This window comes from Pseudomonas sp. Y39-6, from assembly GCF_023651955.1.
Lineage (GTDB): Bacteria > Pseudomonadota > Gammaproteobacteria > Pseudomonadales > Pseudomonadaceae > Aquipseudomonas > Aquipseudomonas veronii.
In genome coordinates this window covers 3,586,549-3,608,978 of the sequence record NZ_CP069594.1, presented here as the reverse complement: position 1 = coordinate 3,608,978, position 22,430 = coordinate 3,586,549, and the positions used below count along the sequence as shown (strand labels likewise).

At 60.8% G+C, this 22,430-nt stretch carries 21 protein-coding genes; 11 read left to right on the top strand and 10 right to left on the bottom strand.

The window, feature by feature from the left end:
- Window positions 1-119 precede the first annotated feature (119 nt).
- From JN756_RS16265 to ahpF, 3 genes are all read left to right on the top strand, one after another.
- Window positions 120-1,052 carry a site-specific integrase gene (locus JN756_RS16265; protein ID WP_057004172.1) on the top strand — a complete coding sequence of 311 codons (933 nt, stop codon included), beginning with the start codon at window positions 120-122 and terminating at the stop codon, window positions 1,050-1,052.
- 133 nt (window positions 1,053-1,185) lie between these two features.
- Window positions 1,186-1,749 (top strand): alkyl hydroperoxide reductase subunit C, encoded by a 564-nt coding sequence (gene ahpC, locus JN756_RS16260; RefSeq protein ID WP_010210361.1) that lies wholly within the window; start codon window positions 1,186-1,188, stop codon window positions 1,747-1,749.
- A gap of 117 nt (window positions 1,750-1,866) precedes the next feature.
- Entirely contained in the window at window positions 1,867-3,432 is a 1,566-nt protein-coding gene (gene ahpF / locus JN756_RS16255; protein WP_057004171.1) for an alkyl hydroperoxide reductase subunit F, read from the top strand.
- 129 nt (window positions 3,433-3,561) lie between these two features.
- Here ahpF and JN756_RS16250 read toward each other — a convergent pair whose 3' ends face one another.
- The gene (locus JN756_RS16250) at window positions 3,562-4,557 is read right to left on the bottom strand and encodes an aldo/keto reductase (RefSeq protein ID WP_057004170.1); all 996 of its coding nucleotides are present in this window, start codon (window positions 4,555-4,557) and stop codon (window positions 3,562-3,564) included.
- A gap of 105 nt (window positions 4,558-4,662) precedes the next feature.
- On the opposite strand from JN756_RS16250, the gene JN756_RS16245 reads away from it, so the two are divergent.
- A complete protein-coding gene (locus JN756_RS16245; RefSeq protein WP_126588410.1) occupies window positions 4,663-5,559 on the top strand; it encodes a LysR family transcriptional regulator in 897 nt (298 codons plus the stop codon).
- Between the two features lie 243 nt (window positions 5,560-5,802).
- On the opposite strand, the gene gloA is transcribed toward JN756_RS16245, so the two are convergent.
- Entirely contained in the window at window positions 5,803-6,324 is a 522-nt protein-coding gene (gene gloA, locus JN756_RS16240) for a lactoylglutathione lyase (RefSeq protein ID WP_057004169.1), read from the bottom strand.
- A 198-nt stretch (window positions 6,325-6,522) separates the two neighbouring features.
- Between gloA and JN756_RS16235 the strand changes: the two genes are divergently transcribed.
- Entirely contained in the window at window positions 6,523-7,059 is a 537-nt protein-coding gene (locus tag JN756_RS16235) for a DUF4946 domain-containing protein (RefSeq protein ID WP_046383529.1), read from the top strand.
- 115 nt (window positions 7,060-7,174) lie between these two features.
- Here JN756_RS16235 and JN756_RS16230 read toward each other — a convergent pair whose 3' ends face one another.
- The 3 genes from JN756_RS16230 to JN756_RS16220 form a co-directional block, all read right to left on the bottom strand.
- The gene (locus JN756_RS16230) at window positions 7,175-7,537 is read right to left on the bottom strand and encodes a histone-like nucleoid-structuring protein, MvaT/MvaU family (protein ID WP_017846297.1); all 363 of its coding nucleotides are present in this window, start codon (window positions 7,535-7,537) and stop codon (window positions 7,175-7,177) included.
- A gap of 196 nt (window positions 7,538-7,733) precedes the next feature.
- A complete protein-coding gene (locus JN756_RS16225; RefSeq protein WP_057004168.1) occupies window positions 7,734-9,275 on the bottom strand; it encodes an EAL domain-containing protein in 1,542 nt (513 codons plus the stop codon).
- Window positions 9,276-9,322: 47 nt separating this feature from the next.
- Entirely contained in the window at window positions 9,323-10,237 is a 915-nt protein-coding gene (locus tag JN756_RS16220; protein WP_201021071.1) for a LysR family transcriptional regulator, read from the bottom strand.
- Between the two features lie 78 nt (window positions 10,238-10,315).
- Here JN756_RS16220 and JN756_RS16215 point away from each other — a divergent pair, with 78 nt between their 5' ends.
- The 3 genes from JN756_RS16215 (at window position 10,316) to JN756_RS16205 (ending at window position 13,951) form a co-directional block, all read left to right on the top strand.
- Window positions 10,316-11,239: a DMT family transporter gene (locus tag JN756_RS16215; protein ID WP_057004167.1), complete on the top strand. Its 924-nt coding sequence runs from the start codon at window positions 10,316-10,318 to the stop codon at window positions 11,237-11,239.
- A 245-nt stretch (window positions 11,240-11,484) separates the two neighbouring features.
- Window positions 11,485-12,561: a 4-hydroxyphenylpyruvate dioxygenase gene (hppD, locus tag JN756_RS16210; protein ID WP_017846293.1), complete on the top strand. Its 1,077-nt coding sequence runs from the start codon at window positions 11,485-11,487 to the stop codon at window positions 12,559-12,561.
- A 175-nt stretch (window positions 12,562-12,736) separates the two neighbouring features.
- Window positions 12,737-13,951, top strand: coding sequence for a dermonecrotic toxin domain-containing protein (locus tag JN756_RS16205; RefSeq protein ID WP_231589930.1), 1,215 nt, complete (start codon window positions 12,737-12,739; stop codon window positions 13,949-13,951).
- 53 nt (window positions 13,952-14,004) lie between these two features.
- Here the strand turns inward: JN756_RS16205 and rarD are convergent, their stop codons facing one another.
- The 3 genes from rarD to JN756_RS16190 form a co-directional block, all read right to left on the bottom strand.
- Window positions 14,005-14,886: an EamA family transporter RarD gene (gene rarD / locus JN756_RS16200; RefSeq protein ID WP_201021070.1), complete on the bottom strand. Its 882-nt coding sequence runs from the start codon at window positions 14,884-14,886 to the stop codon at window positions 14,005-14,007.
- Window positions 14,887-15,045: 159 nt separating this feature from the next.
- Complete coding sequence (locus JN756_RS16195) at window positions 15,046-16,056, bottom strand: aldo/keto reductase (protein WP_201021069.1); 1,011 nt, start codon at window positions 16,054-16,056, stop codon at window positions 15,046-15,048.
- Between the two features lie 81 nt (window positions 16,057-16,137).
- Window positions 16,138-17,040, bottom strand: a complete 903-nt coding sequence (locus tag JN756_RS16190) for a LysR family transcriptional regulator (protein WP_046383522.1) — start codon at window positions 17,038-17,040, stop codon at window positions 16,138-16,140.
- Between the two features lie 101 nt (window positions 17,041-17,141).
- Between JN756_RS16190 and JN756_RS16185 the strand changes: the two genes are divergently transcribed.
- Complete coding sequence (locus JN756_RS16185) at window positions 17,142-17,846, top strand: SDR family oxidoreductase (RefSeq protein ID WP_201021068.1); 705 nt, start codon at window positions 17,142-17,144, stop codon at window positions 17,844-17,846.
- Window positions 17,847-17,884: 38 nt separating this feature from the next.
- Here the strand turns inward: JN756_RS16185 and JN756_RS16180 are convergent, their stop codons facing one another.
- Window positions 17,885-19,195 carry an MFS transporter gene (locus JN756_RS16180; protein ID WP_057004162.1) on the bottom strand — a complete coding sequence of 437 codons (1,311 nt, stop codon included), beginning with the start codon at window positions 19,193-19,195 and terminating at the stop codon, window positions 17,885-17,887.
- A 161-nt stretch (window positions 19,196-19,356) separates the two neighbouring features.
- Here JN756_RS16180 and JN756_RS16175 point away from each other — a divergent pair, with 161 nt between their 5' ends.
- Together JN756_RS16175 and JN756_RS16170 are read left to right on the top strand one after the other, a co-directional pair.
- The gene (locus tag JN756_RS16175; protein WP_046489470.1) at window positions 19,357-20,463 is read left to right on the top strand and encodes a sugar diacid recognition domain-containing protein; all 1,107 of its coding nucleotides are present in this window, start codon (window positions 19,357-19,359) and stop codon (window positions 20,461-20,463) included.
- 91 nt (window positions 20,464-20,554) lie between these two features.
- Entirely contained in the window at window positions 20,555-21,706 is a 1,152-nt protein-coding gene (locus tag JN756_RS16170) for a glycerate kinase (RefSeq protein ID WP_108524178.1), read from the top strand.
- Here JN756_RS16170 and JN756_RS16165 read toward each other — a convergent pair.
- On the bottom strand, window positions 21,703-22,395 hold the full coding sequence (locus JN756_RS16165; protein ID WP_046383518.1) for an aspartate/glutamate racemase family protein: 693 nt from the start codon (window positions 22,393-22,395) through the stop codon (window positions 21,703-21,705). The two genes, JN756_RS16170 and JN756_RS16165, sit on opposite strands and share 4 nt — an antisense overlap.
- Between the last annotated feature and the right edge of the window lie 35 nt (window positions 22,396-22,430).

Genomic DNA, 22,430 nt, shown 5'->3' with positions numbered 1-22,430 from the left:
TATCATGAATAAAAACGAGTTAAAAATCATGATCTAACAGATGGGATATTGGCGTATTATCCCGTATCAGCGCGGTTTTCACCGTGAGTGCGCCCTATCAGCAGTACGAAAAGGCTTTCATGAGCGATCTGGATCGTTACCTAAACGCCGCTACCCGCGATAACACGCGCCGCAGCTATCGCGCTGCCATCGAGCACTTCGAGGTGAGTTGGGGCGGATTCCTGCCCGCCACCAGCGACAGCGTGGCGCGTTACCTCGTGGCCCATGCCGGGGTGTTGGCGGTGAATACCTTGAAGTTGCGCCTTTCGGCATTGGCGCAATGGCATACGAGCCAGGGTTTTCCCGACCCGACCAAGGCGCCGGTCGTGCGCCAGGTGCTCAAGGGAATTCGCGCAGTACACCCGGCGCGGGAGAAGCAGGCGCAGCCGTTGCAGCTCAAGCATCTGGAACAGGTGGTTGCATGCCTGGAAGGGGAGGCGCGCGCAGCGAGCGAAGCCCAGGACCCCGCCCGGCTGTTGCGCGCCAAACGCGACAGTGCATTGATCCTGCTCGGCTTCTGGCGCGGCTTTCGCAGTGATGAGTTGTGCCGATTGAGCATCGAGAACGTCCAGGCCGTGCCCGGGGCCGGCATCAGCCTGTACCTGCCACGCAGCAAAAGCGACCGCGACAACCTCGGCAAGACCTACCAAACCCCGGCATTGCTGCGGCTGTGCCCGGTGCAGGCTTACAGTGAATGGCTCAGCGCTTCGGCGCTGGTCCGCGGCCCGGTGTTTCGCGGGATTGACCGCTGGGGCAACCTGGGCGAGGCGGGGTTGCACCCCAACAGCGTGATCCCGCTGCTGCGCCAGGCCCTGGAGCGTGCGGGCATTCCGGCCGAGCACTACACCAGCCACTCCCTGCGTCGGGGCTTTGCCACGTGGGCCCATCGCAGTGGTTGGGATTTGAAGTCGTTGATGAGTTACGTCGGCTGGAACGACATGAAATCCGCCATGCGCTATGTTGAAGCGACACCCTTTCTAGGCATGACCCTGGCAACTGCGCCGCTGATTTGAGGTTTCTTCTATTAATACTGTCGGCTGATAGAGAAAGCCAATCGCGAGCATCAGGTTTGCCAATGAGCCATCGGCCAAGAGAGTGGGTAGGATTCACTTCATCAACTTACCAACCCCTGACGGAGAGTCAACGATGCCTATCATCAACAGCCAAGTAAAACCGTTCAAAGCGACCGCCTACAAAAACGGCAACTTCGTAGACGTGTCTGACGCTGACCTGAAAGGCAAATGGTCCGTAGTGTTCTTCTACCCGGCCGACTTCACCTTCGTTTGCCCGACCGAGCTGGAAGACCTGGCTGACAACTACGCCGAATTCCAGAAGCTGGGCGTCGAAATCTACAGCGTTTCCACCGACACCCACTTTGCCCACGCTGCCTGGCACAACACCTCGCCAGCCATCGGCAAGATCCAGTACACCATGATCGGCGACCCAACCCTGACCATCTCCCGCAACTTCGACGTGCTGATCGAAGAAGCCGGCCTGGCAGACCGCGGTACTTTCGTGATCAACCCAGAAGGTCAGATCAAGATCGTTGAACTGAACGACGGCGGTGTTGGTCGTGACGCTTCCGAGCTGCTGCGCAAAATCAAAGCCGCTCAGTACGTCGCTGCCCACCCGGGCGAAGTGTGCCCAGCCAAGTGGAAAGAAGGCGAAGCCACCTTGGCTCCGTCCCTGGACCTGGTCGGCAAGATCTAAGTCTGTGACACATCAAGGGCGGGATTCCGCACCTAAGTAAGCTGCAACCGCCCTCAAAAACGCCCGGGCGAGATTCGCTCGGGCGTTTTTTTTACCAAATTCAAAGGAATCGCCCGTATGTTGGACGCCAATCTTAAAGCTCAGTTGAAGTCATACCTGGAACGGGTCACCCAGCCGATTGAGATCGTCGCCTCCCTCGATGACGGCGCGAAATCCCAGGAAATGCTTGCACTTTTGCAGGACGTAACCAGCCTCACCACGCTGATTACCCTGAAAACCGAGGGTGACGATGCGCGCAAGCCCTCGTTCTCCATCAACCGCCCGGGTGCCGAGATCAGCCTGCGTTTTGCCGGCATCCCCATGGGGCATGAATTCACTTCGTTGGTGTTGGCCCTGCTGCAAGTCGGTGGCCACCCGTCGAAGGCCAGTGTCGAAGTGATTGAACAGATTCGCGCGCTCAAAGGCGAGTTCAGCTTCGAGACTTACTTCTCGCTGTCGTGCCAGAACTGCCCGGACGTGGTCCAGGCGCTGAACCTGATGGCCGTGCTGAACCCGAACATCAAACATGTGGCCATCGACGGCGCGCTGTTCCAGGCCGAAGTCGATGAGCGCCAGGTCATGGCCGTGCCAAGTGTCTACCTCAACGGTGTGAACTTCGGCCAGGGCCGCATGGGCCTGGAAGAAATCCTCGCCAAGCTCGACACCAGCGGTATCGAAAAAGCCGCCGAGAAGATCAGTGCCAAAGCGGCATTCGATGTGCTGGTGGTCGGCGGTGGCCCGGCCGGTTCGGCGGCGGCTATCTACGCTGCGCGCAAAGGTATCCGTACTGGTGTGGCGGCCGAGCGTTTTGGCGGCCAGGTGCTGGACACCATGTCCATCGAGAACTTTATCTCGGTACAGGAAACCGAAGGGCCGAAACTGGCCGGCGCGCTTGAAGCTCATGTGCGTCAGTACGACGTGGACATCATGAACCTGCAGCGTGCCAGCAGCCTGGTGCCGGCGAAAAATGCCGGTGACTTGCACGAAATCCGTTTTGAAAGCGGTGCGACGCTCAAGTCGAAGACGGTGATCCTGGCTACCGGCGCCCGCTGGCGTGAAATGGGCGTTCCGGGCGAGCAGGAATACAAGGCCAAGGGCGTGTGCTTTTGCCCGCACTGTGATGGCCCGCTGTTCAAGGGCAAGCGCGTAGCGGTGATTGGTGGCGGTAACTCCGGCGTCGAAGCGGCCATCGACCTGGCCGGCATCGTCAGCCACGTTACCTTGCTCGAGTTCGACAGCAAGCTGCGGGCTGATGCTGTGTTGCAACGCAAGCTGTTCAGCCTGCCGAATGTCGACGTGATCACCAGCGCACTGACCAGTGAAGTTAAAGGCGATGGCCAGAAAGTCACCGGCCTGGTGTACAAGAATCGCGACAATGGCGAGTTCACGACCATCGGCCTGGAAGGCATCTTTGTGCAGATCGGTTTGTTGCCCAACACCGATTGGCTCAAAGGCACCGTCGAACTGTCGCCCCGGGGCGAGATCATTGTCGATGCGCGTGGCGAAACGTCACTGCCGGGTGTATTCGCTGCCGGTGACGTGACCACCGTGCCGTACAAGCAGATCGTGATTGCGGTGGGCGAGGGCGCCAAGGCTTCGCTGAGCGCGTTCGATCACCTGATCCGGACCTCGGCGCCGGCCTGAAGTCCGCGCCGTAAATAAAAAACCCCGTGTGTAAACATGGGGTTTTTTATTTCAGGATGGTTTCGGTAGCGTATTTTGCTGGGCTACGCCACTGCCCGATACACAAGGTCTGCACCTTCAGTGCGGGTTTTATTTCTGAGACATCACCTCAAACGCTGCCGGGTATCGGTTGCCCGAGATGTTTTCGGGCGAGAACGTCGCTTCGAGCCAGGTGCATTCCTCTTCGGTCAATTTCAGGCGGGTCGCGGCGACGTTCTGCTCCAGATGTTCGAGGCGTTTCGCACCGGGGATCGGAATGATGTCGTTGCCCTGGGCCAGCACCCAAGCCAGGGCGACTTGCGCAGCGCTCACTCCTTTTGCGGCGGCGATTTCTTCGATCACGCTCACCAACCTGCGGTTTGCCTCGACGTGCCCAGGCTGGAAGCGCGGCAGATTGTGTCGGAAATCTCCCGCTTCCAGCGTGGCGGTAACGGGCGCCTTGCCGGTCAGGAAGCCGCGGCCGAGCGGGCTGAACGGCACGAAGGAAATGCCCAGCTCGCGGCAAGTGTCGAGAACGCCATTGGTTTCGACATCACGCGTCCACAGAGAATATTCGCTCTGTAACGCGGTGATCGGGTGGATGGCGTGGGCTCGGCGCAATGTCTCGGCAGAGACTTCGGAAAGGCCGATCGCGCGAACCTTGCCCTCGGTGACCAGTTCGGCCATTGCTCCGACACTCTCTTCGATGGGCACCGCTGGGTCGACACGGTGCAGATAGTAGAGATCGATGACGTCGGTATCGAGGCGCTTCAGCGAAGCGTGCGCGACGGCCCGGGCATTTTCGGGACGGCCATCCGTTCCGGTGATTTCACCGAAATCGTTCCGATCCCGGTTGTAGATGAAGCCAAACTTCGTCGCGATGACCACGCGTTCCCGATACGGCTTGAGCGCCTTGCCCAGAAGTATCTCGTTGCGATACGGACCATAAACCTCGGCAGTATCGAAGAAGGTTACGCCAAGTTCGACTGCACGATGCAGTGTCTGGATTGAACTGGTTTCATCTTGGACGCCATAGGCCTGGCTCAGTCCCATGCAGCCCAAACCGATGGCCGAGACGTCGATTTTGCCTAATTTGCGATGTTCCATAACGTGTTCCTCTGTGAAGTTAGCCGGAATACGAACAGGGTAGAGCGAGCGACTAGCACTGATAACCCGTGCAAGCGAGATTGTGTTGATCTAAAATTTAGAACAATGGACAGAACACAGCTCTCCCAACTCGTCGTTTTCGTCGCCGTCGCCAAGACAGGCAGCTTTCGCGCGGCGGCCGATCAACTCGGCATCGCGCCTTCTGCGGTCAGCCATGCGGTCTCCACGTTAGAGGGCGCCTTGGGGCTGCGCCTATTGGCAAGGACCACACGCTCGACACGCCCGACAGAGGAGGGCGAACGCCTTCTGGCACGGGTCACAGGCCCCCTCGCCGAAATCGAAACCGGGTTCGCGGAAGTTACGGAGGATGCTGTTGCGCCTTCTGGTCCCTTACGGATCACGATGCCGCTCCTCGCTGTCCAGGAAGTCATCATGCGTCGACTGCCGGCATTCGTGGCGCTCTATCCTGCGATTGAGCTCGACATTCGCGTTTCGGATACGTTTGAGAACATAGTCGAGGAAGGGTGTGACGCCGGGATCAGGCTCGGGGAGAGCCTGGAGATCGACATGATCGCGGTACGTGCTGGTGGGGCACGGCGCGGCATGATCGTTGGGGCCCCGGCTTACTTCGCCGGGCATCCCAAACCTCTGCACCCCCGCGACCTGGCCGCACACAACTGCATCCGCCGCAGGTTCCAGAGTGGCCGTATCTACCGCTGGGAATTGGAGCGCGACGGGCATGCCGTCAGTGTCGGGGTGAACGGCAATCTGATCCTGCCACAGCAGGAACTGATGAGGCAGGCCGCCCTCGACGGCATTGGGCTGGCTTTTTTGTTTGAGGAAAACGTTTTGGCCGATGTCCGCGCAGGCAGGCTGATTTCCGTCATGGAAGAATGGTGTCCACCCTTCGATGGCTTTTATATCTACTATCCTTCCCGGCGACTGATGCGTCCTGCATTGCGGGCCTTCATAGAATTCTTCCGTTATGGAGAGTCTGCGTAACACGCCATTCGTGGCACGCTTGGGAATTGCGCGATGACGTCCGCCGGCCTGGGTCGTGTCATTGCGATTGCCGGGGCCTGGTTCTGACATGCCCACGCGTGCAACCGCTGCACACCCATATGGCCCCCAGCCCACCAAAGCGCCAGTGCTTCAGTGAGCGGAGGGCTGCGCCGTGAAGGTTTTCTTGGCGTCTCATGTCCTCACGCTAGGCGTGGCATCGGACATTTTGATGGTGTCGGATTTTTACAGCGGCGTGGGCTGAATGATCTCAACCCAGTAAGCGTCCGGGTCCTTGATGAACGCCAGGCTTTTCATGCGGCCATCGCTCAGGCGCTTCTGGAAGTCGCAGCCCAGGGCTTCGAAGCGCTCGCACGCGGCCACGATATCCGGCACCGAAATGCAGATATGGCCAAAGCCGCGTGGGTCGGTGTTGCCGTTATGGTAGGCGAAGTCGGCGTCGTTTTCGGTGCCGTGGTTGTGGGTCAGTTCCAGGATGCCTGGGATCGAGTTCATCCACTGGGTACGCTCGGTGGCGTCTGCGGGGATCAGGGCCTTGTCCACCAGTGCGAGGAAGTACAGGCTGAATTCGGCTTCCGGGAAGTCGCGCTTTTCGAGCAGCGAGAACCCCAGGACGCGGGTGTAGAAATCCAGGGATTTGGTGATGTCCTTGACCCGCAGCATGGTGTGGTTGAACACGAAGTTCGACGTGGCGGTGTCAGGCTGGGCGGTGACGCCCGGGAAAGTGTTCAGATCGTGCAGGCTCATGGGCCCTCCAGAAAAAAATGGGGCAAACGCGGCGTGAGATGAGAGGTGCGTTCCCTTGGCTTGCGGCAAGCATTCGTGCGGCTGGGCCATGATACGCAAGGCCCGCCCGCCGCGCCAAATGAAAAAGCCCACGCAGGCCTTGCGAGCCGCAGGGGCTGGGCCGCAAACTTCGGCGCTTGAACCTGGGATGTTTTTGTAATGAGCGAATGTCGTACAGCGTTGTTGAGCACGTTGTGTTTGTTATTGGGTAGCCCTATGGCGCTGGCGGCCGAACCGGAAATTCACTGGCCCAGCGGCTGGCAAATCGAGGAAGTGGAGCCTGCCGGGGAGACGCCCGCCAACACTCAACCGGTGTCTCGGCAACGGGCAATCAAGAATGATGAAAATGGCGCGACAGTGATGGTCATGGAGTTGACGGGCACGCCGATCGAGGCCGGGCATGCCGTCAATCTTGAGGGCGTGTTACTGGAAATGCGCAAGTCCATCCAGAAAGACTTTGCCCAGGGCGGCTATCAAAGTGTGTGCAGCAAGATGCATCCTACAACATTGAGTCGTCTTGAGGCGCTAGAAACTACTTGTGTGATTACCGAGAACGGCCGCCACGTACTCTCGCAAACATTGGTGGGCGCTGTTGATACCGATAAAGCCTTTGTTTTTTCATACGCAGGCCAGGCGCAAGCATACGAAGCGAGCAAGGATGAAGTCCGTTCGGTGCGCGACAGCCTGAAACTTTGAAAAGGCCCCACGGTAAGCGTTTTTGAACAAAGTGAAATGTTATTTAAGTTCGCATTCGAACGTTTAAACAAAAAAAGCCCCGCTGTTGCGGGGCTCTTTGCAAGTGCGTTGTCGATCAGCCGCGAAGCCAGGAATCTACAGTGGCAGCGCCGTACTGTTCTTTCCAGGCTTTCAGGCCGCGGTGGTTGCCGCCTTTGGTCTCGATCAGTTCGCCGGTGTGCGGGTTCTGGTAAACCTTGACCACGCGTGCGCGACGCTGTTTTGGTGCGGTGGCGACCGCTGCGGCCTTGCCTGGGTTAGGGTCAAGGATGGAAATGATATCGCGCAGGCCCTTGCCATAGCTCTTCATCAACGCTTGCAGCTTTTCTTCGAATTCGATTTCTTTCTTCAGGCCAGCGTCGTTCTTCAGGGATTCCAGCTGGGCAAGCTGCTCTTGAAGGGCTTTTTCTGCTGCGCGAAATTCGGCGAGTCTGGACAAAATCTTTACTCCAATAGTGTATTTGGCTGATATCAACTGCAGATAACGCTATAAGCCAAGAGCTGTAAGGCGACTCAAGAAAGAAGCCTTCCTGCGAGTTCTGCACAGGTATGAAAAATTGTAGTAGTTAATCCGTCACGAGTAAATCATGTCTTTAGCTAATTAACACTCTTTCATCGGCGCGGTAGATGGCTATTCAATGGCTGATCAGGGATTTAATGAACTCATCGCAGGGCAGCGGGCGCCCGAACAGGTAACCCTGCAGGAAATCCACGCCTTGTGCCGCCAGGTATTCACATTGCTCGATTGTTTCCACGCCTTCGGCAACGATGCCCAAGTCGAGCTTGCCGGACAGCTCTATGATGCTGTCCAGAATATGCCGCGAGAGTGCATCTACACCGATCATGGCGACAAAGCTTTGATCGATCTTCAAGTAGTCGACATTGAAGTTGCGCAAGTAGGCCAGGCTGGAGTGACCGGTACCGAAGTCATCGATTGCAATCATCACGCCCAGTTCATGCAGCGCATCGAACAGGCGGCGGGTGATGTCCGTAGGGTTGATCAGCTCGCGCTCGGTCAGTTCCAGCACCAAGGTTACCTGGCCAGGCGGGAAGGCCGCGAGAAACTCGCGACAGTCCTGCACCAGGGCCAAGTCCTGGCAATGACGCGCGGTGATATTCACGCCGATATGGAAACCACGGGGAAAACGCTCGGCATGCGGCGCCAGTTGCGCTGCCGTCTGGCGCAGCAGCGCGCGCGTCATGGGTACGATCAGGCCGCAATCCTCGGCCAGCGGAATGAACAGGTCCGGCCGCACCAGGCCTTCCTTGGGGTGGTTCCAGCGCATCAAGACTTCGCAGCCGGCCCACTCGCGCGTATCGCCGCGTACCACCGGCTGGAAATAGGCGACGAACTCATTGGCACCCAGGGCCCGTTGCAGCTCGTGGGTCGGGGCCGACGAGCGTTTCTGCAGCCAGTGAGCCAGCACGCCCGCCAGTACACCGAAGAACACCACCAGGCTGAACAGCGCCGGGTAACGCTCTTGCATATAGCGCCAGGTTTCCCCGGCCGGCAGGCCGGCGTCGACACTGTAGTGATAACGCGGCGACACCAGATGGTGATGGGCCACGGCAAATACCGGTAGCGCCGTGTCCTGCACCTTGCCGTCAGCGCCCATCCAGTGCGGCCCGACCTGCAGGACCAGCTCTGCGTGGCGGCTGATCAGGCGCAGGGCGTTGGTCAGGTGGTAGCCGTCAATCGACGCAAAGGCGCCTTGATCGCCGTCGACCAGGCGGTATACCAGCAGCGCGGTATCCGGTGTGACCGGGTTGCCATCCATCAACCACAAGCGCCCATCGACATAATCGCCCGGGTTGACCTGCGATTCATAACCACCGCCGAACAAGGAACTGCAATAGATGTTTTTCTGCCAGGACAAGGTGGTTGCCCGGACAAACGGCCGGCGCGTGACTTGCTCGCGCAGTGCCAGCTGCACGCCGCTGTCACAGGGCTGGCCGGCCAGTGGCAGCAAGGCCTGGGCGGCGAGGGCGGTGTTGTCGAGCATCAGGTCGAACTGGCGCACCGCTTCCTGGGCCATCTGCGCGGTACTTTGTTGCAGCGTGCGTTCAGCCTGCCAGTGCAGGATGAGTATGCCCAGGCCGATTGGCAGCAGCGCGCTGAGTGCGCTGATCAGGTAGCGGGTGGCGCGTTTTTGCGGGCCGTTGACGGTCAGGGGCATGGGGCGAACGGTCTGTGGTGGGAGGCGGAACGCCGCAAGGCGCAGGATTAACTCGATGATAGATGGCCGGGCTCAATTAAGCTCGCCGCGGCAGAGAAATCCACGCTTTGTGCAACTTGAATAAAGGCCAGGGTCGCCGGCGTCGACTGGCGTTGATCCAGCACCGCCAGGCCAACTTCGCGGCTGACCGGCGGCGACAGCGGGCGCACGGTGTAGCGCGCATCCGGCGTTTCGGGCAGCGACGCCTGCGCCACCACGCTGACGCCGTCGCCGCGACTCACCGCCTCCAGGGTGCTGAGCAATTGCGAACAGCGATAACGCACATTCGGGGTCAACCGGGCGCTGTCGAACAGTCGCGAAACCAGTTCCAGCGAGCCGGCTTCGGTGAGGATGAACGGGTCGGTGCACAGCGCCTTCAGTGCCACGCAAGGGCGTTCGGCCAAGGGGTGGGCGGCGGGCAAAAGGGCGACCATCTGGTCTTTGAACAGCGCAAACGTATCGAATCGCTCGTGCTCCAGTACCACAAACCCGACGTCGATACGCCGCTCATCCAGCCATTGGATCACTTGGCGATCCGGGCCTTCGTCGACATGCACTTCAATGCCCGGATGCTGCAGCCGATAGCGCTTAAGAATGCGCGGCAGCAGGCGATTGGATGAGGTGGGGCCGAAAGAGCCGATGCGCAGCGTACCGCGTTTCATCCCGCGCGCGTCGCAGGCTTCCTGCTGCAAGGTGTCGGCCACGCCGAGCAACGTGCGGGCGCGCATCAGCAGTTGCCGGCCGATGTCGCTGAGCTCGATTGGGGGCTGATGGCGTCGAAACAACTCCACCCCCAGCTCTTGCTCCAGGGCTTTGATCGCATGGGACACGGCAGACTGACTGATCCCCAGGCGAAGGGCCGCACTGGTGAAACCTTGCAGTTCGGCGACCCGCGAGAATATTTCCAATTGCGTGAGGGTCATGAGTATTTACTCATTTTACGATGAATGATCATTAGCTGGAGGATACGCCAATCCTACAGGCCACAGAGCAACCCGCCGATGACATCTTCCCCCGACCGCTCGACTTATCTGAAGCTCACCGCTGTGACCATGATCTGGGGCGGGACCTTTGTGGCCGGCCGCTACCTGGCGGCCGACCTTGACCCGCTGCTGGCCGCGACCCTGCGTTTTCTATCGGCGAGCGTTGCACTGTTGCTGTTCATGGCCTGCGCACGCGTGCGCCTGACTCGCCCTGACGCCAGGCAATGGGTGCGCCTGGCCGTGCTGGGTTTTTTCGGCATCTTTTTCTACAACCTGTGCTTCTTTTACGGCCTGCATTACATCAATGCATCGCGAGCCTCCTTGATCGTGGCCCTAAACCCCGCAGTGATCGGCGTGGCTTCATGGTGGCTGTTCAAGGAGCGCCTGGGCGCGGCCAAGTGGCTGGGGATTGCCTTGTGCCTGGTCGGCGCGGGCACGGTGATTGTCAGCCGCAATCCCCAACTGCTGCAGGCCGCAGCCAACGCGTGGGTCGGCGATTTACTGATCTTCGGCTGCGTGGTGGGGTGGGGCGTGTACTCATTGTGTTCCCGTGAGCTCAATCACAGCCTGGGCGCGTTGCAAACAGTCACGTGGTCGATTCTGCTGGGGACAGTAATGCTGACGGCCACCACCCTCATCAGTGGCAGGATCAGCCTGAATGCGCTGGCCGCCGTGCATTGGCCGCAACTGTTCAGCCTGTTGTACCTCGGGGTGCTGGGCTCGGCGCTGGCGTATATCGGCTGGTACGACGGCATCCGCCGAATCGGCGCGACCCGCGCCGGTGTGTTTATCGCGCTGAATCCGCTGACCGCCGTCATTTGCGGCGCGGTGTTGCTGGATGAGCGACTGACTCTGCCGATGCTGTTGGGCGGCGCGGTGATCCTGCTCGGTATCTACCTGTGCAACAAACCCCTTGCTCCGAGCAGGCCAATGGGGATTTGATAAGAGTGCGGACAAACACTGTTACGCTGTGTAGAATTGATTTACGCATACAAGAATATGGACTTGTGCTCACGCAAGCCTCAGCCGTCAGAGACTGATGTACCCATGAAGCTACTCGGCTCCCCCCTCATCTTCGGTGACTTCCTCGCCCGCAGCGTGCGAGGTCTCTCGTGTGCGCCTCCCTCCCACTTCATCCTTGCTGGCAATTGACATCCGTTCATCCCAAGAATGAAGAGGCGCCGAAAATGGCTGACCAATACGAAAACCCAATGGGCCTGATGGGCTTTGAGTTCATCGAATTCGCATCGCCCACCCCAGGCACCCTGGAGCCGATCTTCCAGATCATGGGCTTCAGCAAAGTCGCGACCCACCGTTCCAAGAACGTTGACCTGTATCGCCAGGGGGAGATCAACCTGATTCTCAACAACGAACCCAACAGCATCGCCTCCTACTTCGCGGCCGAGCACGGCCCATCGGTGTGCGGCATGGCGTTCCGTGTGAAGGACTCGCAAAAGGCCTACAACCGCGCCTTGGAACTGGGCGCCCAGCCGATCCATATCGACACCGGGCCGATGGAGCTGAACCTGCCGGCGATCAAGGGCATCGGCGGCGCGCCGTTGTACCTGATCGACCGTTTCGGCGAAGGCAGTTCGATCTACGACATCGATTTCGTCTACCTCGAAGGCGTAGAGCGTAACCCGGTCGGTGCCGGCCTCAAGGTCATCGATCACCTGACCCACAACGTGTATCGCGGGCGCATGGCCTACTGGGCCAACTTCTACGAGAAACTGTTCAACTTCCGTGAAGCGCGCTATTTCGATATCAAGGGCGAGTACACCGGCCTGACCTCCAAGGCCATGAGCGCCCCGGACGGCATGATCCGCATCCCGCTCAACGAAGAGTCGTCCAAGGGCGCCGGGCAGATCGAAGAGTTCCTGATGCAGTTCAACGGTGAAGGCATCCAGCACGTGGCGTTCCTCACCGACGACCTGGTCAAGACCTGGGACGCATTGAAGAAGATCGGCATGCGCTTCATGACCGCGCCGCCGGATACCTACTATGAAATGCTCGAAGGTCGCCTGCCGAACCATGGCGAGCCGGTGGACCAACTGCAAGCGCGCGGCATCCTGCTCGACGGTTCGTCCATTGAAGGCGACAAACGCCTGCTGTTGCAGATTTTCTCGGAAACCCTGATGGGCCCGGTGTTCTTCGAATTCATCCAGCGCAAGGGTGATGATGGCTTCGGCGAGGGCAATTTCAAGGCGCTGTTCGAGTCCATCGAGCGTGACCAGGTGCGCCGCGGTGTACTGAACACCGACTGATCACCTTCTCGTCACAACAAGCCCGGTCGAGGTCGCCTCTGCCGGGTTTTTTTGTACGCCAGGTGTGAGGAACCGTATTTCGAGCCGCGTCCACAAAGATGGCAGGGCCGCAGGAAACCTCCTGTGCCTTGATGCAGGGATGCCGAACTTCAGTAGTCACGTCGGGATACATTTTATGATCAATACATCCTATGCAAGCCAACATCCGCTTACCCCTTACGCGCAAAACGAGCCCGCAGTGTCCACTCGCCGCATCCGCTCGACCAGCGACTCGGACCCAGTCGACCAGGCGTTTCAAAACTACATGGACCGCATACAGTCAGAGTTCCGCGACGGTTCGCTGAGTGCCGGCGGGCGAGCGCTGGCGACTGCCGTCGTAAGGCCTGGCAAACCGGGAGCACCCGGTGTGCAGGTGTCGACCTTTGGCGTCGATGGCGTACAAGCCAAAGACATCGTCATGGCCAAGCGCACGCCGGCGACCGCCGAAGGGCCGAACTTTCTGATGTATTTGCCGGAGCAAGAAGGTCAGTCGTTTCACGCATTCAACACCCGTGAAGAAATGACGGCCTCGCTCAAGGCGGCGCTCAGCGATCCAAAGAAGGTGGACCAGCTTGCCGCACACTTCTCCAGTGACGCGGCGCCAAAGCAAGTGGAGCGGGTCAAGCAGGTGCTGGGGAAATTTGCCGCTGGCGATCCCAATGCGGTGGTCGGCAGTTATGGGTATGAGAAGGGGGACATCTTTACGCGTTTGGACAAAGACGCCAGCACCCCGCCGGTGCCGGTCAACGGCCTGACCGACACGCGCCTCCACAACCTATCGCCGGACGGCACAGCCACCTACGTCGGGACGCGCGCGGATGGCAATAAGGTGCTTTATTATTATGACGGTTACGGCAACCTGCATGGCGGTAGCAAGGATGGTCCCTACTTAGTGCGTAACGGGCTGAACAATAACGACCCGCTCGTATTGATGACGCCCAAGGAATACAAAGCGGATCTCGGTAATCTTCTCCTGAGCAATGCGGGCGCCAATGATCTGAATGGGCTCTACGACGAATTCCTCAAGCAGCTCAGAAACCCAGGCCATGGCCTGGGGACGGCGCTGGAGGCGTTGGGCGTTCCTGAAGACGTGGCTTATTCTATCGAAAAAATCGCCAAGAACCCGGTCACAGGCACGTTGCTCGAGCTGAACCAGGGCAATCGACTGGGCAATCTGTTTGGCGTCAAGAAAGAAGTGATGGATGCCTCCCTGGAAGAGGTAGGCAATCAAGTGCAGAGCGACATCCCGATTTACGGCTCAAGGCGCGAGCAACTGAACGCCGTGGCCGACCTGTTGGAAAAGCAATTTGGCACGCCTGTTCAGCCAACAGTCCAGGTGCAAACCCGCTGAATGGCGGCGCAGCCCTGAGCAGGAGGGCATGGATGCCCCCCACGCTCTCGCGCTTATGCCCTGCGTTGACGCACCAGGTGCTTGAAGCCTTCGTACACCAGCACCATCACCGCCAGCCAGATCGGGATGTAGGTCAGCCATTCGCCCGCCTTGATACCTTCACCCAGCAGCAACGCCACCCCCAGCAGCAGGACCGGCTCCACATAACTGAGCAACCCGAACAGGCTGAATGCGAGCAAGCGGCTGGCAATGATATAGCTCACCAGCGCCGAGGCACTGATGACGCCCAGCATCGGGATCAACACGTACAGTTTCGGATGGGCCGCCATCACCGCAAAGCCCTGTTCGCCGCTTTGCACAAACCACCAGGCCACCGGCAGCATCAGCGCCATGTCCAGCCACAGCCCGCCCAAATGGTCGGTGGTCAGGTATTTGCGCACCACGAAATAGACCGGGTAGCCGATGATCACCACCAGCGTGGCCCAGGAAAAACCACCGGCCTGATACAGTTCGTTAAGCACCCCAAGGGCTGCAAAAAACACCGCGATCTGTTGCAGCCGCGACAGGCGTTCGCCGTACACCAGGCGTCCGGTCAGCACCATGGTCAGCGGCAGCAGGAAATAGCCCACCGACACATCCAGGCTGCGCCCATTCAGCGGCGCCCACATGAACAGCCACAATTGCACGCCGAGCAGCGCCGAGGACACCACGATGCCGCCGATCAGTCGCGGCCTGGCCGCCAGCATCCGCAGCACGTCCCATACCCGTCGCCATTCGCCGCTGATGAGCATGAACACCGTCATGCACGGCACGGTGAGTAACATGCGCCAGCCGAAAATCTCCAGGCCACTCAAGGGCGTCAGCAGCGACGTGAAGTAATACATCACGGCAAACAACACCGAAGCCAAGACCGATAACACAACACCTTTAGACACGCTGTCCTCGCGAAAACCGTTGGATACAAAAGAGGGGGGATTTCAGCAGGGGAATATAGTGCTTTTGGCGTCAGAAGGTGGCTCTGTTTTGGGGCGTTTCATCCAGGTTTTGCTCACTGCCCTCGGTAGAAGGGCAGTGAACTGCGATTTTCCGGGGGGTTACGTGCGTGCCATGCGGCCCGACACAAAGTGACCGACATCATTGAAGCCCGGGGTGGACGAGTGCCCCGGCGTCACCAGCGAGTCGATAAAGGCCTCGTCCTCAGCCGTGAGTTTCACATCCAGTGCGCCGGTGTACGCATCCCACTGCGCTTCGGTGCGCGGGCCGACAATCGCAGAGCTGACGGCCGCGTTGTTCAGTACCCAGGCGATTGCGAATTCGACAATCCCCACGCCACGTTCTTTGGCGTATTGCTGGATTTGCTGGGCAATGCGCAGCGACTCGACCCGCCATTCGGTTTCCAGAATGCGCTTGTCCTGCCGCGCGGCGCGGCTGCCGGCCTCGGGCGTCGCATCGGGTGCGTATTTTCCGCTGAGTACGCCACGGGCCAGTGGGCTGTAAGGCACCACGCCCAAGCCATAGGCGGCTGCGGCGGTGATCTGTTCGATCTCGGCCTGGCGATTGACGATGTTGTACAGCGGCTGGCTGATCACCGGCTTGTCCACGCCCAGGCGCTCGGCCACGCGAATCACTTCGGCAATGCGCCAGCCGCGGTAGTTGGACAGGCCCCAGTAACGGATCTTGCCCTGGCGAATCAGGTCGCCGATCGCCGATACGCTGACCTCCAGCGGGGTGTTGTGGTCTTCGCGGTGCAGGTAGTAGATATCCAGGTAGTCGGTGTCGAGGCGGGTCAGGCTGGCTTCCAGTGCATTGAAAATACGCTTGCGGCTCAAACCGCTGCGGTTGGGCAAACCGTCCGGTGGGCCAAAGCCGACCTTGGACGCCACCACCCAATCCTGACGCTGGCGGGCGATGGCTTCACCGACCAGCTCTTCCGAACGTCCGCCTGTATAAACGTCGGCGGTGTCGATGAAGTTGATGCCCTGGTCCCAGGCCTTGTCGATGATGCGCAACGAGTCTTCGGTGTTGGTCTGTTCGCCAAACATCATGGTGCCCAGGGTCAAGGCGCTGACCTTCAACCCGGATTGGCCCAACGTGCGATAAATCATGCAAAGCTCCTCAAATCAGGAAAACGTGTGCCATGCAATACCAGACTCGCAGGCTCTGGGACAAGCCCTGGGCGTGTTTCTTCATACGCTCAGCAGCGTCCGGCAACGTGTCTGGAGGAAGCGATGCAACACTTTCACCCGTTCCGACACTTGCAGGCGATGGGGGCACATCAGATTGAAGGGCGTGGGTTCGCCCTGCCAGTCGGTCAACAGTGGCACCAGGCGCCCGGCCTGGATGTCGCTGGCGATATCCAGGTTGGCTTTATAGGCGATGCCATGCCCGGCCAATGCCCAGCGCCGCACGATTTCGCCGTCATCGCTCAAATAGTCGCCCGTCACCTCGACTTCCTGCAGCTCGGCGCCTTGGCGGAAGTACCAGGTGTTGTTGGCCCGCCCCTGGCGCATGTAGCGCAGCGTATTGTGTTGCGCCAGTTCTGCCGGCGTGCTCGGTGCGCCATGGCGCGCGAGGTAGGCGGGGCTGGCGCAGGCGATGCGGCGGTGGTCCGGCACCACTGGCAACGCCACCAGGCTGGAGTCACGGGGTACACCGAAGCGCAGGGCGATGTCGACAGTTTCGCGGAACAGGTCGGCGTTACTGTCGTTCAGCAACAGTTGAACGCGGATGTTCGGGTGCTCCAGCTTGAACTCATCCAGCCAGCCCAGCAGCACGTTGCGCCCGAAATCCGAAGGCGCGGCCAATTGCAGCCAACCGCTGAGGCTTTGGCCTTGTTGCTTGATCGCCTGTTCACCTTCGGACAGGGCTTCCAGGGCCACGCGCACGCTGTCCAGATATCGCCGGCCTTCCTCGGTCAGGCGCATGCTGCGGGTGGAGCGCGCCAGCAGCCGTATGCCCAGGCGGGTTTCCAGGCGCTTGAGCGCAATACTCGCGGCGGCCGGCGTGAGGCTGAGGCTGCGCGCGGCCGCCGACAGGCTGCCGGTGTCGGCGCTGCGCACGAAGACTTCCAGGTCGAGAATCGAGCTCATTTGTAAAAAACCTTTAAATATCTTGTCGTTTTACCGGGATTTTTCGCTGATTGCCAAGCTGGGAAGATGAACGCTCATTTTTTGACCCAGGATCTTTCCCCATGACCCATTCCCTCAGCGGTAAAACTGTCATCGTTATCGGCGGCAGCAGCGGCATTGGCGCGGCAGTGGCCAAGGCGGCAGCCGCGCGTGGCGCGCAGGTGGTGCTGGCCGGACGGCGTGTGTCCTCCGGCGTCGATAACGGCGTGCGCAGCGAACCGGTGGACGTCACCGACAGCGCCTCCCTGCAACGCCTGTTCGAAGCCGTGGGGCACTTTGATCATCTGGTCTATACCGCCGGCCCGTCGGTGCGCGCCAAGAACCTGATCGACACCGACCTGGACGAAGCCCAGGATAATTTCAACGTTAAACTCTGGGGTTCGTTGCGTGCGATTCAACGGGCGCTGCCGTTCCTCGACGAGCACGGCAGCATCAGCCTGACCTCCGGTCAACTGGGGCGCAAATTGGCGCCCGGTCAGTTCATCAAGACCGGTATCAATGCCGCCACCGAAGCGCTGGGCAAGCAATTGGCCAAGGAGCTGGCACCGCGTCGGGTGAATGTGATCAGCCCTGGCGTGATCGACACGCCGGCGTATGCCGGGTTGGACGACACGCAGCGCCTGGCGATGTTTGCCAAGGTGGAGGACGCATTGCCAGTAGGTCGCGTCGGGGAGGCCGACGAAGTGGCGGCGGGGTTTGTGCTGGCCATGGAAAATGGCTTTATGACCGGCGCCGTGATCGATATCGACGGCGGCGGCCAGTTGTAAATCCCCAACCCAGAGTAGGAGCAAGTCTGCTCCAACTGTCAGACTTTGAGGGTGCGGGTCATACGCAGTGCCAACACACTGCCGCCGACGATCACCGCCGCCAGCAGGTAGAGCGCGATATCCGTGGACCCGGTGGCATCCTTCACAAAACCGACGATGTACGGGCTGAGGAAGCCGGCCATCTGGCCCATCGAGTTGATCAACGCCAGGCCACCTGCCGCCGCGCCCGCACTGAGCATGGCGGTGGGCACCGGCCAGAACATCGGCAGGCCGGTGAGGGCGCCCATGGTGGCGATGGTCAGGCCGAGAATGGCGATGGCCGGGGTGGTGGCGAAATTCACCGCGATCACCAGGCCCAGCGCGCCCATCAACATCGGCACCACCAAATGCCAGCGCCGCTCCTTGCGCAAGTCGGCGGAGCGGCCCACCAGCAACATGAACACCGCGGCCAGCAGGTAGGGGATCGCGCTGAGCCAGCCGATCACCAGGTTATCGCTGAAACCCAGGTTCTTGATGATCGACGGCAACCAGAAGTTGATCGCGTAGACGCCGCTCTGAATGCAGAAATAGATCAAGCCGAACGCCCAGATCGCCGGGTTCTTGAACACTTCGGCGAGGGAGTCGGTGGTGGTTTTCGGCTTGTTCGCCAGGTCAGTCGCGTGGTCGGCTTCCAGCATTGCGCGCTCATGCGGTTGGAGCCATTTGGCGTTGGCAAAACTGTCGCTGAGCAGGAAATAGGCGAGGGCGCCCAGGATTACGGTCGGGATACCTTGCAACAGGAACATCCACTGCCAGCCGGCGAGCCCGCCTTGGCCGGCGCCGAAGTGGTTGAGTATCCAGCCGGAAAACGGGCTGCCCAACAGGCCGGACACCGGAATCGCCGACATGAACAATGCCATGATCCGCCCACGGCGGAACGTCGGGAACCACTGCGAGAGATACAGCACCACACCGGGGAAGAAGCCGGCTTCGGCGGCACCGGTCAACAGGCGCAACGTATAGAAATGCGTCGGCGTGGTGACGAACAGCAGGCAGGTAGACAGCGCGCCCCAGACGATCATCATCAAGGCAATCCAGCGCCGCGGACCGAACTTGGTCAGCGCCAGGTTGCTCGGCACGCCACACAGCACGTAGCCGATAAAGAAGATCCCGGCACCCAGGCCGTACACGGTTTCGCTGAACTTCAACGCATCGAGCATCTGCAACTTGGCAAAGCCAACGTTCACCCGGTCAAGGTAGTTGAACAGGTAGCAGATAAAAATGAAGGGGATCAGGCGCAGGGTAATGCGCTTGTAGATGGCGTTTTTATCGTCATCGGTGGCCAGTGGTGCAACGGCGCTCTGTGACATGGGAGTCTCTCTTTATTATGATTTTTTGCGATGCGAGGGTAACGTTGATCGCCCCATGAGTCTCGGCCACCTGGCGGGGTGCTGTCTTTGTGCTCGCGCACAGTGAAGCATCCTTTGCGCTGTGCCGATGAACAACCGCCGCTTTCAAGGAAATTAGCCCCATGTTCGAGCTGGATCATGACCTGGCGCAGGATATCGTCGATCGCACCATGGCGATCCTGCCGCATAACGTCAACGTCATGGACAGCCAGGGCCTGATCCTCGGCAGCGGCGAGCCGGAGCGCATCAACACGCGGCATGAAGGCGCGCAACTGGTGTTGGCCAACGGCCGCGTGGTGGAGATCGACGGGCAGACCGCCAAGCACCTCAAGGGCGTGCAACCGGGCATCAACCTGCCGTTGATGCACGACCAGCGCCTGATCGGCGTGCTCGGCATTACCGGCGAGCCGGAGGGGCTGCGCACGTATGCCGAACTGGTACGCATGACCGCAGAAATGCTGGTCAGCCACCGGCATCAGCAAGCCGAGCAACAATGGCGACGCCAGCGCTGCGACGATCTGTTGGCGTTGCTGCTGGCCGACACCGGCGACTCGCCACGCCTGGTGGATGAGGCGCAGCAACTGGGGCTCAAGCCGCAGATGGCGCGCACGCCGTATCTGTTCGAGTTGGGGGCGGGGCAGACGGCGGAAGCGCTGAGCGCCTGGTTGACGTCGCGCTATCCGGACAGCTGGTGCGTCAGCTCCGCGCAGTATTCGCTGCTATGGTGCCGGCCGGCGGCGGTGCCGGTGGACAATCCGCGCCTGCTGGAAAAGCTCGAAGGCCTGGGCTGGACGATTCTGCGGGTGGCGGTCGGTGGGCAAGCCGATGGCTTGGCGGGGTTGCGTCGTTGTTATCGACGCGTGGGCGACCTGCTGGCCTACGGCCGCGATGTCCTGCCGCATTCACGGCTGCTGACCCTCAACCGCTATCGCCTGCCGGTGATGCTCTGGCGGCATCGCAACGATGATGCCCTGGACGAATTGCTCAACCCGCTGCGAAAAGTGCTGGCCAAGGACAACAACGGCCAACTGCAGGCGACCTTGCGCAGTTGGTGCGAACACGACGGGCAAAGCCAGGCATGCGCCGATGCGCTGGGCATTCACCGCAACAGCCTGCGCTACCGCATGGAGCGCATTGCCGAACTCAGCGGGGTCGACCCGTTGACGCTGGATGGCATGCTCGCGCTGTACCTTGGCGTCCAGCTGCTGCCCCAGGTTTTGTCGGAATGACCAACAAGCCGGGTTCGCACTTGTGCATCGGACCAGCGTCATTGCCGCTGCCAACTGGCAGCATGGGCGGCATAAAAACCGGAGAACGCCCATGAAAATCATCATCGCCCCCGATTCGTTCAAGGACAGCCTGAGTGCCGAAGGCGTCGCCCAGGCCATTGCCGAAGGCTTGGCGCAGGTCTGGCCGGATGCACACGTGGTCCAGTGCCCGATGGCGGACGGTGGTGAAGGCACGGTGGAGTCGGTACTCGCCGCCTGCCAGGGCGAACTGCGGCACCAGTCGGTGAAAGGCCCCTTGGGCGCTACGGTTGACGCGCATTGGGGCTGGCTGGCCGACAGCCACACCGCACTCATCGAAATGGCCGAAGCCAGCGGCCTGCAATTGGTGGCACCGGGGCAGCGCGACGCGTGCTCCACGACCACCTTCGGCACCGGCGAACTGATCCGCGCGGCCCTGGACGCCGGTGCCCGGCGCATCATCCTGGCGATTGGCGGCAGTGCCACCAACGATGGCGGCGCAGGCGCGATGCAGGCACTCGGCGTGCAGTTGTTCGATGCCGAGGGTCACCCTCTGGCACCGGGCGGCCTGGCTTTGGCCCGCCTGGCGCGGATCAGCCTGGAACAACTCGACCCGCGCCTGGCCCAGGTGCGCTTTGAAATCGCCGCCGACGTGAATAACCCGTTGTGCGGCCCCCACGGCGCCTCGGCGATTTTCGGCCCGCAAAAAGGCGCCGATCCGCAGCAGGTCGAACAACTCGACGCGGCCCTCGGCCATTTTGCCGACCATTGCGCCAAGGTCTTGCCCAATGACGTGCGCGACGAACCCGGCAGTGGCGCCGCCGGCGGCCTGGGGTTCGCCGCCAAGGCCTTCCTCGGAGCGCAGTTTCGTGCGGGGGTGGAGGTGGTCGCCGAACTGGTCGGCCTCGACGAAGCGATACGCGGCGCCGACCTGGTGATCACCGGTGAAGGTCGTTTCGACGCCCAGACGTTGCGCGGTAAAACACCCTTCGGCGTGGCGCGCATCGCCCAGCGGCACCAGGTCCCGGTGATCGTGATCGCCGGCACGCTGGGTGAAGGCTACGAGCAGATGTACGCCCACGGCGTGGATGCAGCCTTCGCCTTGCCGTCCGGGCCGATGAGCCTGGAGCAGGCCTGCAGCGAGGCACCGCGCTTGTTGCGTGAGAGAGCGGCGGATGTTGCGCGGCTGTGGCGCCGCGCGGCGGGGTCAAGAACCTCGGCTTAGTCCCGTAACGCGAACGCCACCGCTGCCTGCGCATGCAGCACCGTGGTGTCGAGCAGCGGCAGGTTGCTGTGTTCGGGTTTGATCAGCAGGCCGATTTCCGTGCAGCCCAGGATGATTGCCTGGGCGCCGCGTGCGGCCAGGGATGCGATCACGCGCTGATAGACCTGGCGTGACGCCTCGCTGATCACGCCGACGCACAATTCCTCATAGATGATCCGGTGGACGGCCTGGCGCTCGTTCGCATCGGGCACCAGCACGTTCAGGCCGTGGGCGGCCAGGCGCGAGGTGAGAAAGTCCTGTTCCATGGTGAACGCGGTGCCGAGTAAACCCACGGTCAGGGTGCCGGCGGCGACGGCCGCGGCACCTGCGGCATCGGCAATATGCAGAAAGGGAATCGACACCGCCGCTTCGATCCGCGGCGCCACCAAATGCATGGTGTTGGTACACAGCACCACGCACTCGGCACCCCCGGCTTGCAGGCGGCGCGCGGCATCCTCGAGGATCAGCGCGGCGTCGTCCCAGCGTCCGGCATGCTGGGCCTGTTCCACCGGACCGAAGTCCACGCTGTACATCAGCAGTTGCGCCGAACGCAGCGGACCGAGCTGGTCGCGCACGCGCTGGTTGATGATGCGGTAGTACTCGGCGCTGGACTCCCAGCTCATGCCGCCGATCAGGCCGATGGTGTGCATGCGATGCTCCTGACAAGAAATATCGCATCACCTTA

Bases quoted from the DNA above. Each gene is read 5' to 3' on its own strand.
- JN756_RS16185 (WP_201021068.1), top strand. From the start codon at position 17,142: ATGACCCATTCCCTCAGCGGTAAAACTGTCATCGTTATCGGCGGCAGC.
- ahpC (WP_010210361.1), top strand. From the start codon at position 1,186: ATGCCTATCATCAACAGCCAAGTAAAACCGTTCAAAGCGACCGCCTAC.
- JN756_RS16215 (WP_057004167.1), top strand. From the start codon at position 10,316: ATGACATCTTCCCCCGACCGCTCGACTTATCTGAAGCTCACCGCTGTG.
- JN756_RS16170 (WP_108524178.1), top strand. From the start codon at position 20,555: ATGAAAATCATCATCGCCCCCGATTCGTTCAAGGACAGCCTGAGTGCC.
- JN756_RS16165 (WP_046383518.1), bottom strand. From the start codon at position 22,395: ATGCACACCATCGGCCTGATCGGCGGCATGAGCTGGGAGTCCAGCGCC.
- JN756_RS16175 (WP_046489470.1), top strand. From the start codon at position 19,357: ATGTTCGAGCTGGATCATGACCTGGCGCAGGATATCGTCGATCGCACC.
- JN756_RS16195 (WP_201021069.1), bottom strand. From the start codon at position 16,056: ATGATTTATCGCACGTTGGGCCAATCCGGGTTGAAGGTCAGCGCCTTG.
- JN756_RS16225 (WP_057004168.1), bottom strand. From the start codon at position 9,275: ATGCCCCTGACCGTCAACGGCCCGCAAAAACGCGCCACCCGCTACCTG.
- ahpF (WP_057004171.1), top strand. From the start codon at position 1,867: ATGTTGGACGCCAATCTTAAAGCTCAGTTGAAGTCATACCTGGAACGG.
- JN756_RS16245 (WP_126588410.1), top strand. From the start codon at position 4,663: ATGGACAGAACACAGCTCTCCCAACTCGTCGTTTTCGTCGCCGTCGCC.
- JN756_RS16250 (WP_057004170.1), bottom strand. From the start codon at position 4,557: ATGGAACATCGCAAATTAGGCAAAATCGACGTCTCGGCCATCGGTTTG.
- JN756_RS16180 (WP_057004162.1), bottom strand. From the start codon at position 19,195: ATGTCACAGAGCGCCGTTGCACCACTGGCCACCGATGACGATAAAAAC.
- gloA (WP_057004169.1), bottom strand. From the start codon at position 6,324: ATGAGCCTGCACGATCTGAACACTTTCCCGGGCGTCACCGCCCAGCCT.
- JN756_RS16190 (WP_046383522.1), bottom strand. From the start codon at position 17,040: ATGAGCTCGATTCTCGACCTGGAAGTCTTCGTGCGCAGCGCCGACACC.
- hppD (WP_017846293.1), top strand. From the start codon at position 11,485: ATGGCTGACCAATACGAAAACCCAATGGGCCTGATGGGCTTTGAGTTC.
- JN756_RS16235 (WP_046383529.1), top strand. From the start codon at position 6,523: ATGAGCGAATGTCGTACAGCGTTGTTGAGCACGTTGTGTTTGTTATTG.
- JN756_RS16205 (WP_231589930.1), top strand. From the start codon at position 12,737: ATGATCAATACATCCTATGCAAGCCAACATCCGCTTACCCCTTACGCG.
- JN756_RS16220 (WP_201021071.1), bottom strand. From the start codon at position 10,237: ATGACCCTCACGCAATTGGAAATATTCTCGCGGGTCGCCGAACTGCAA.
- JN756_RS16265 (WP_057004172.1), top strand. From the start codon at position 120: ATGAGCGATCTGGATCGTTACCTAAACGCCGCTACCCGCGATAACACG.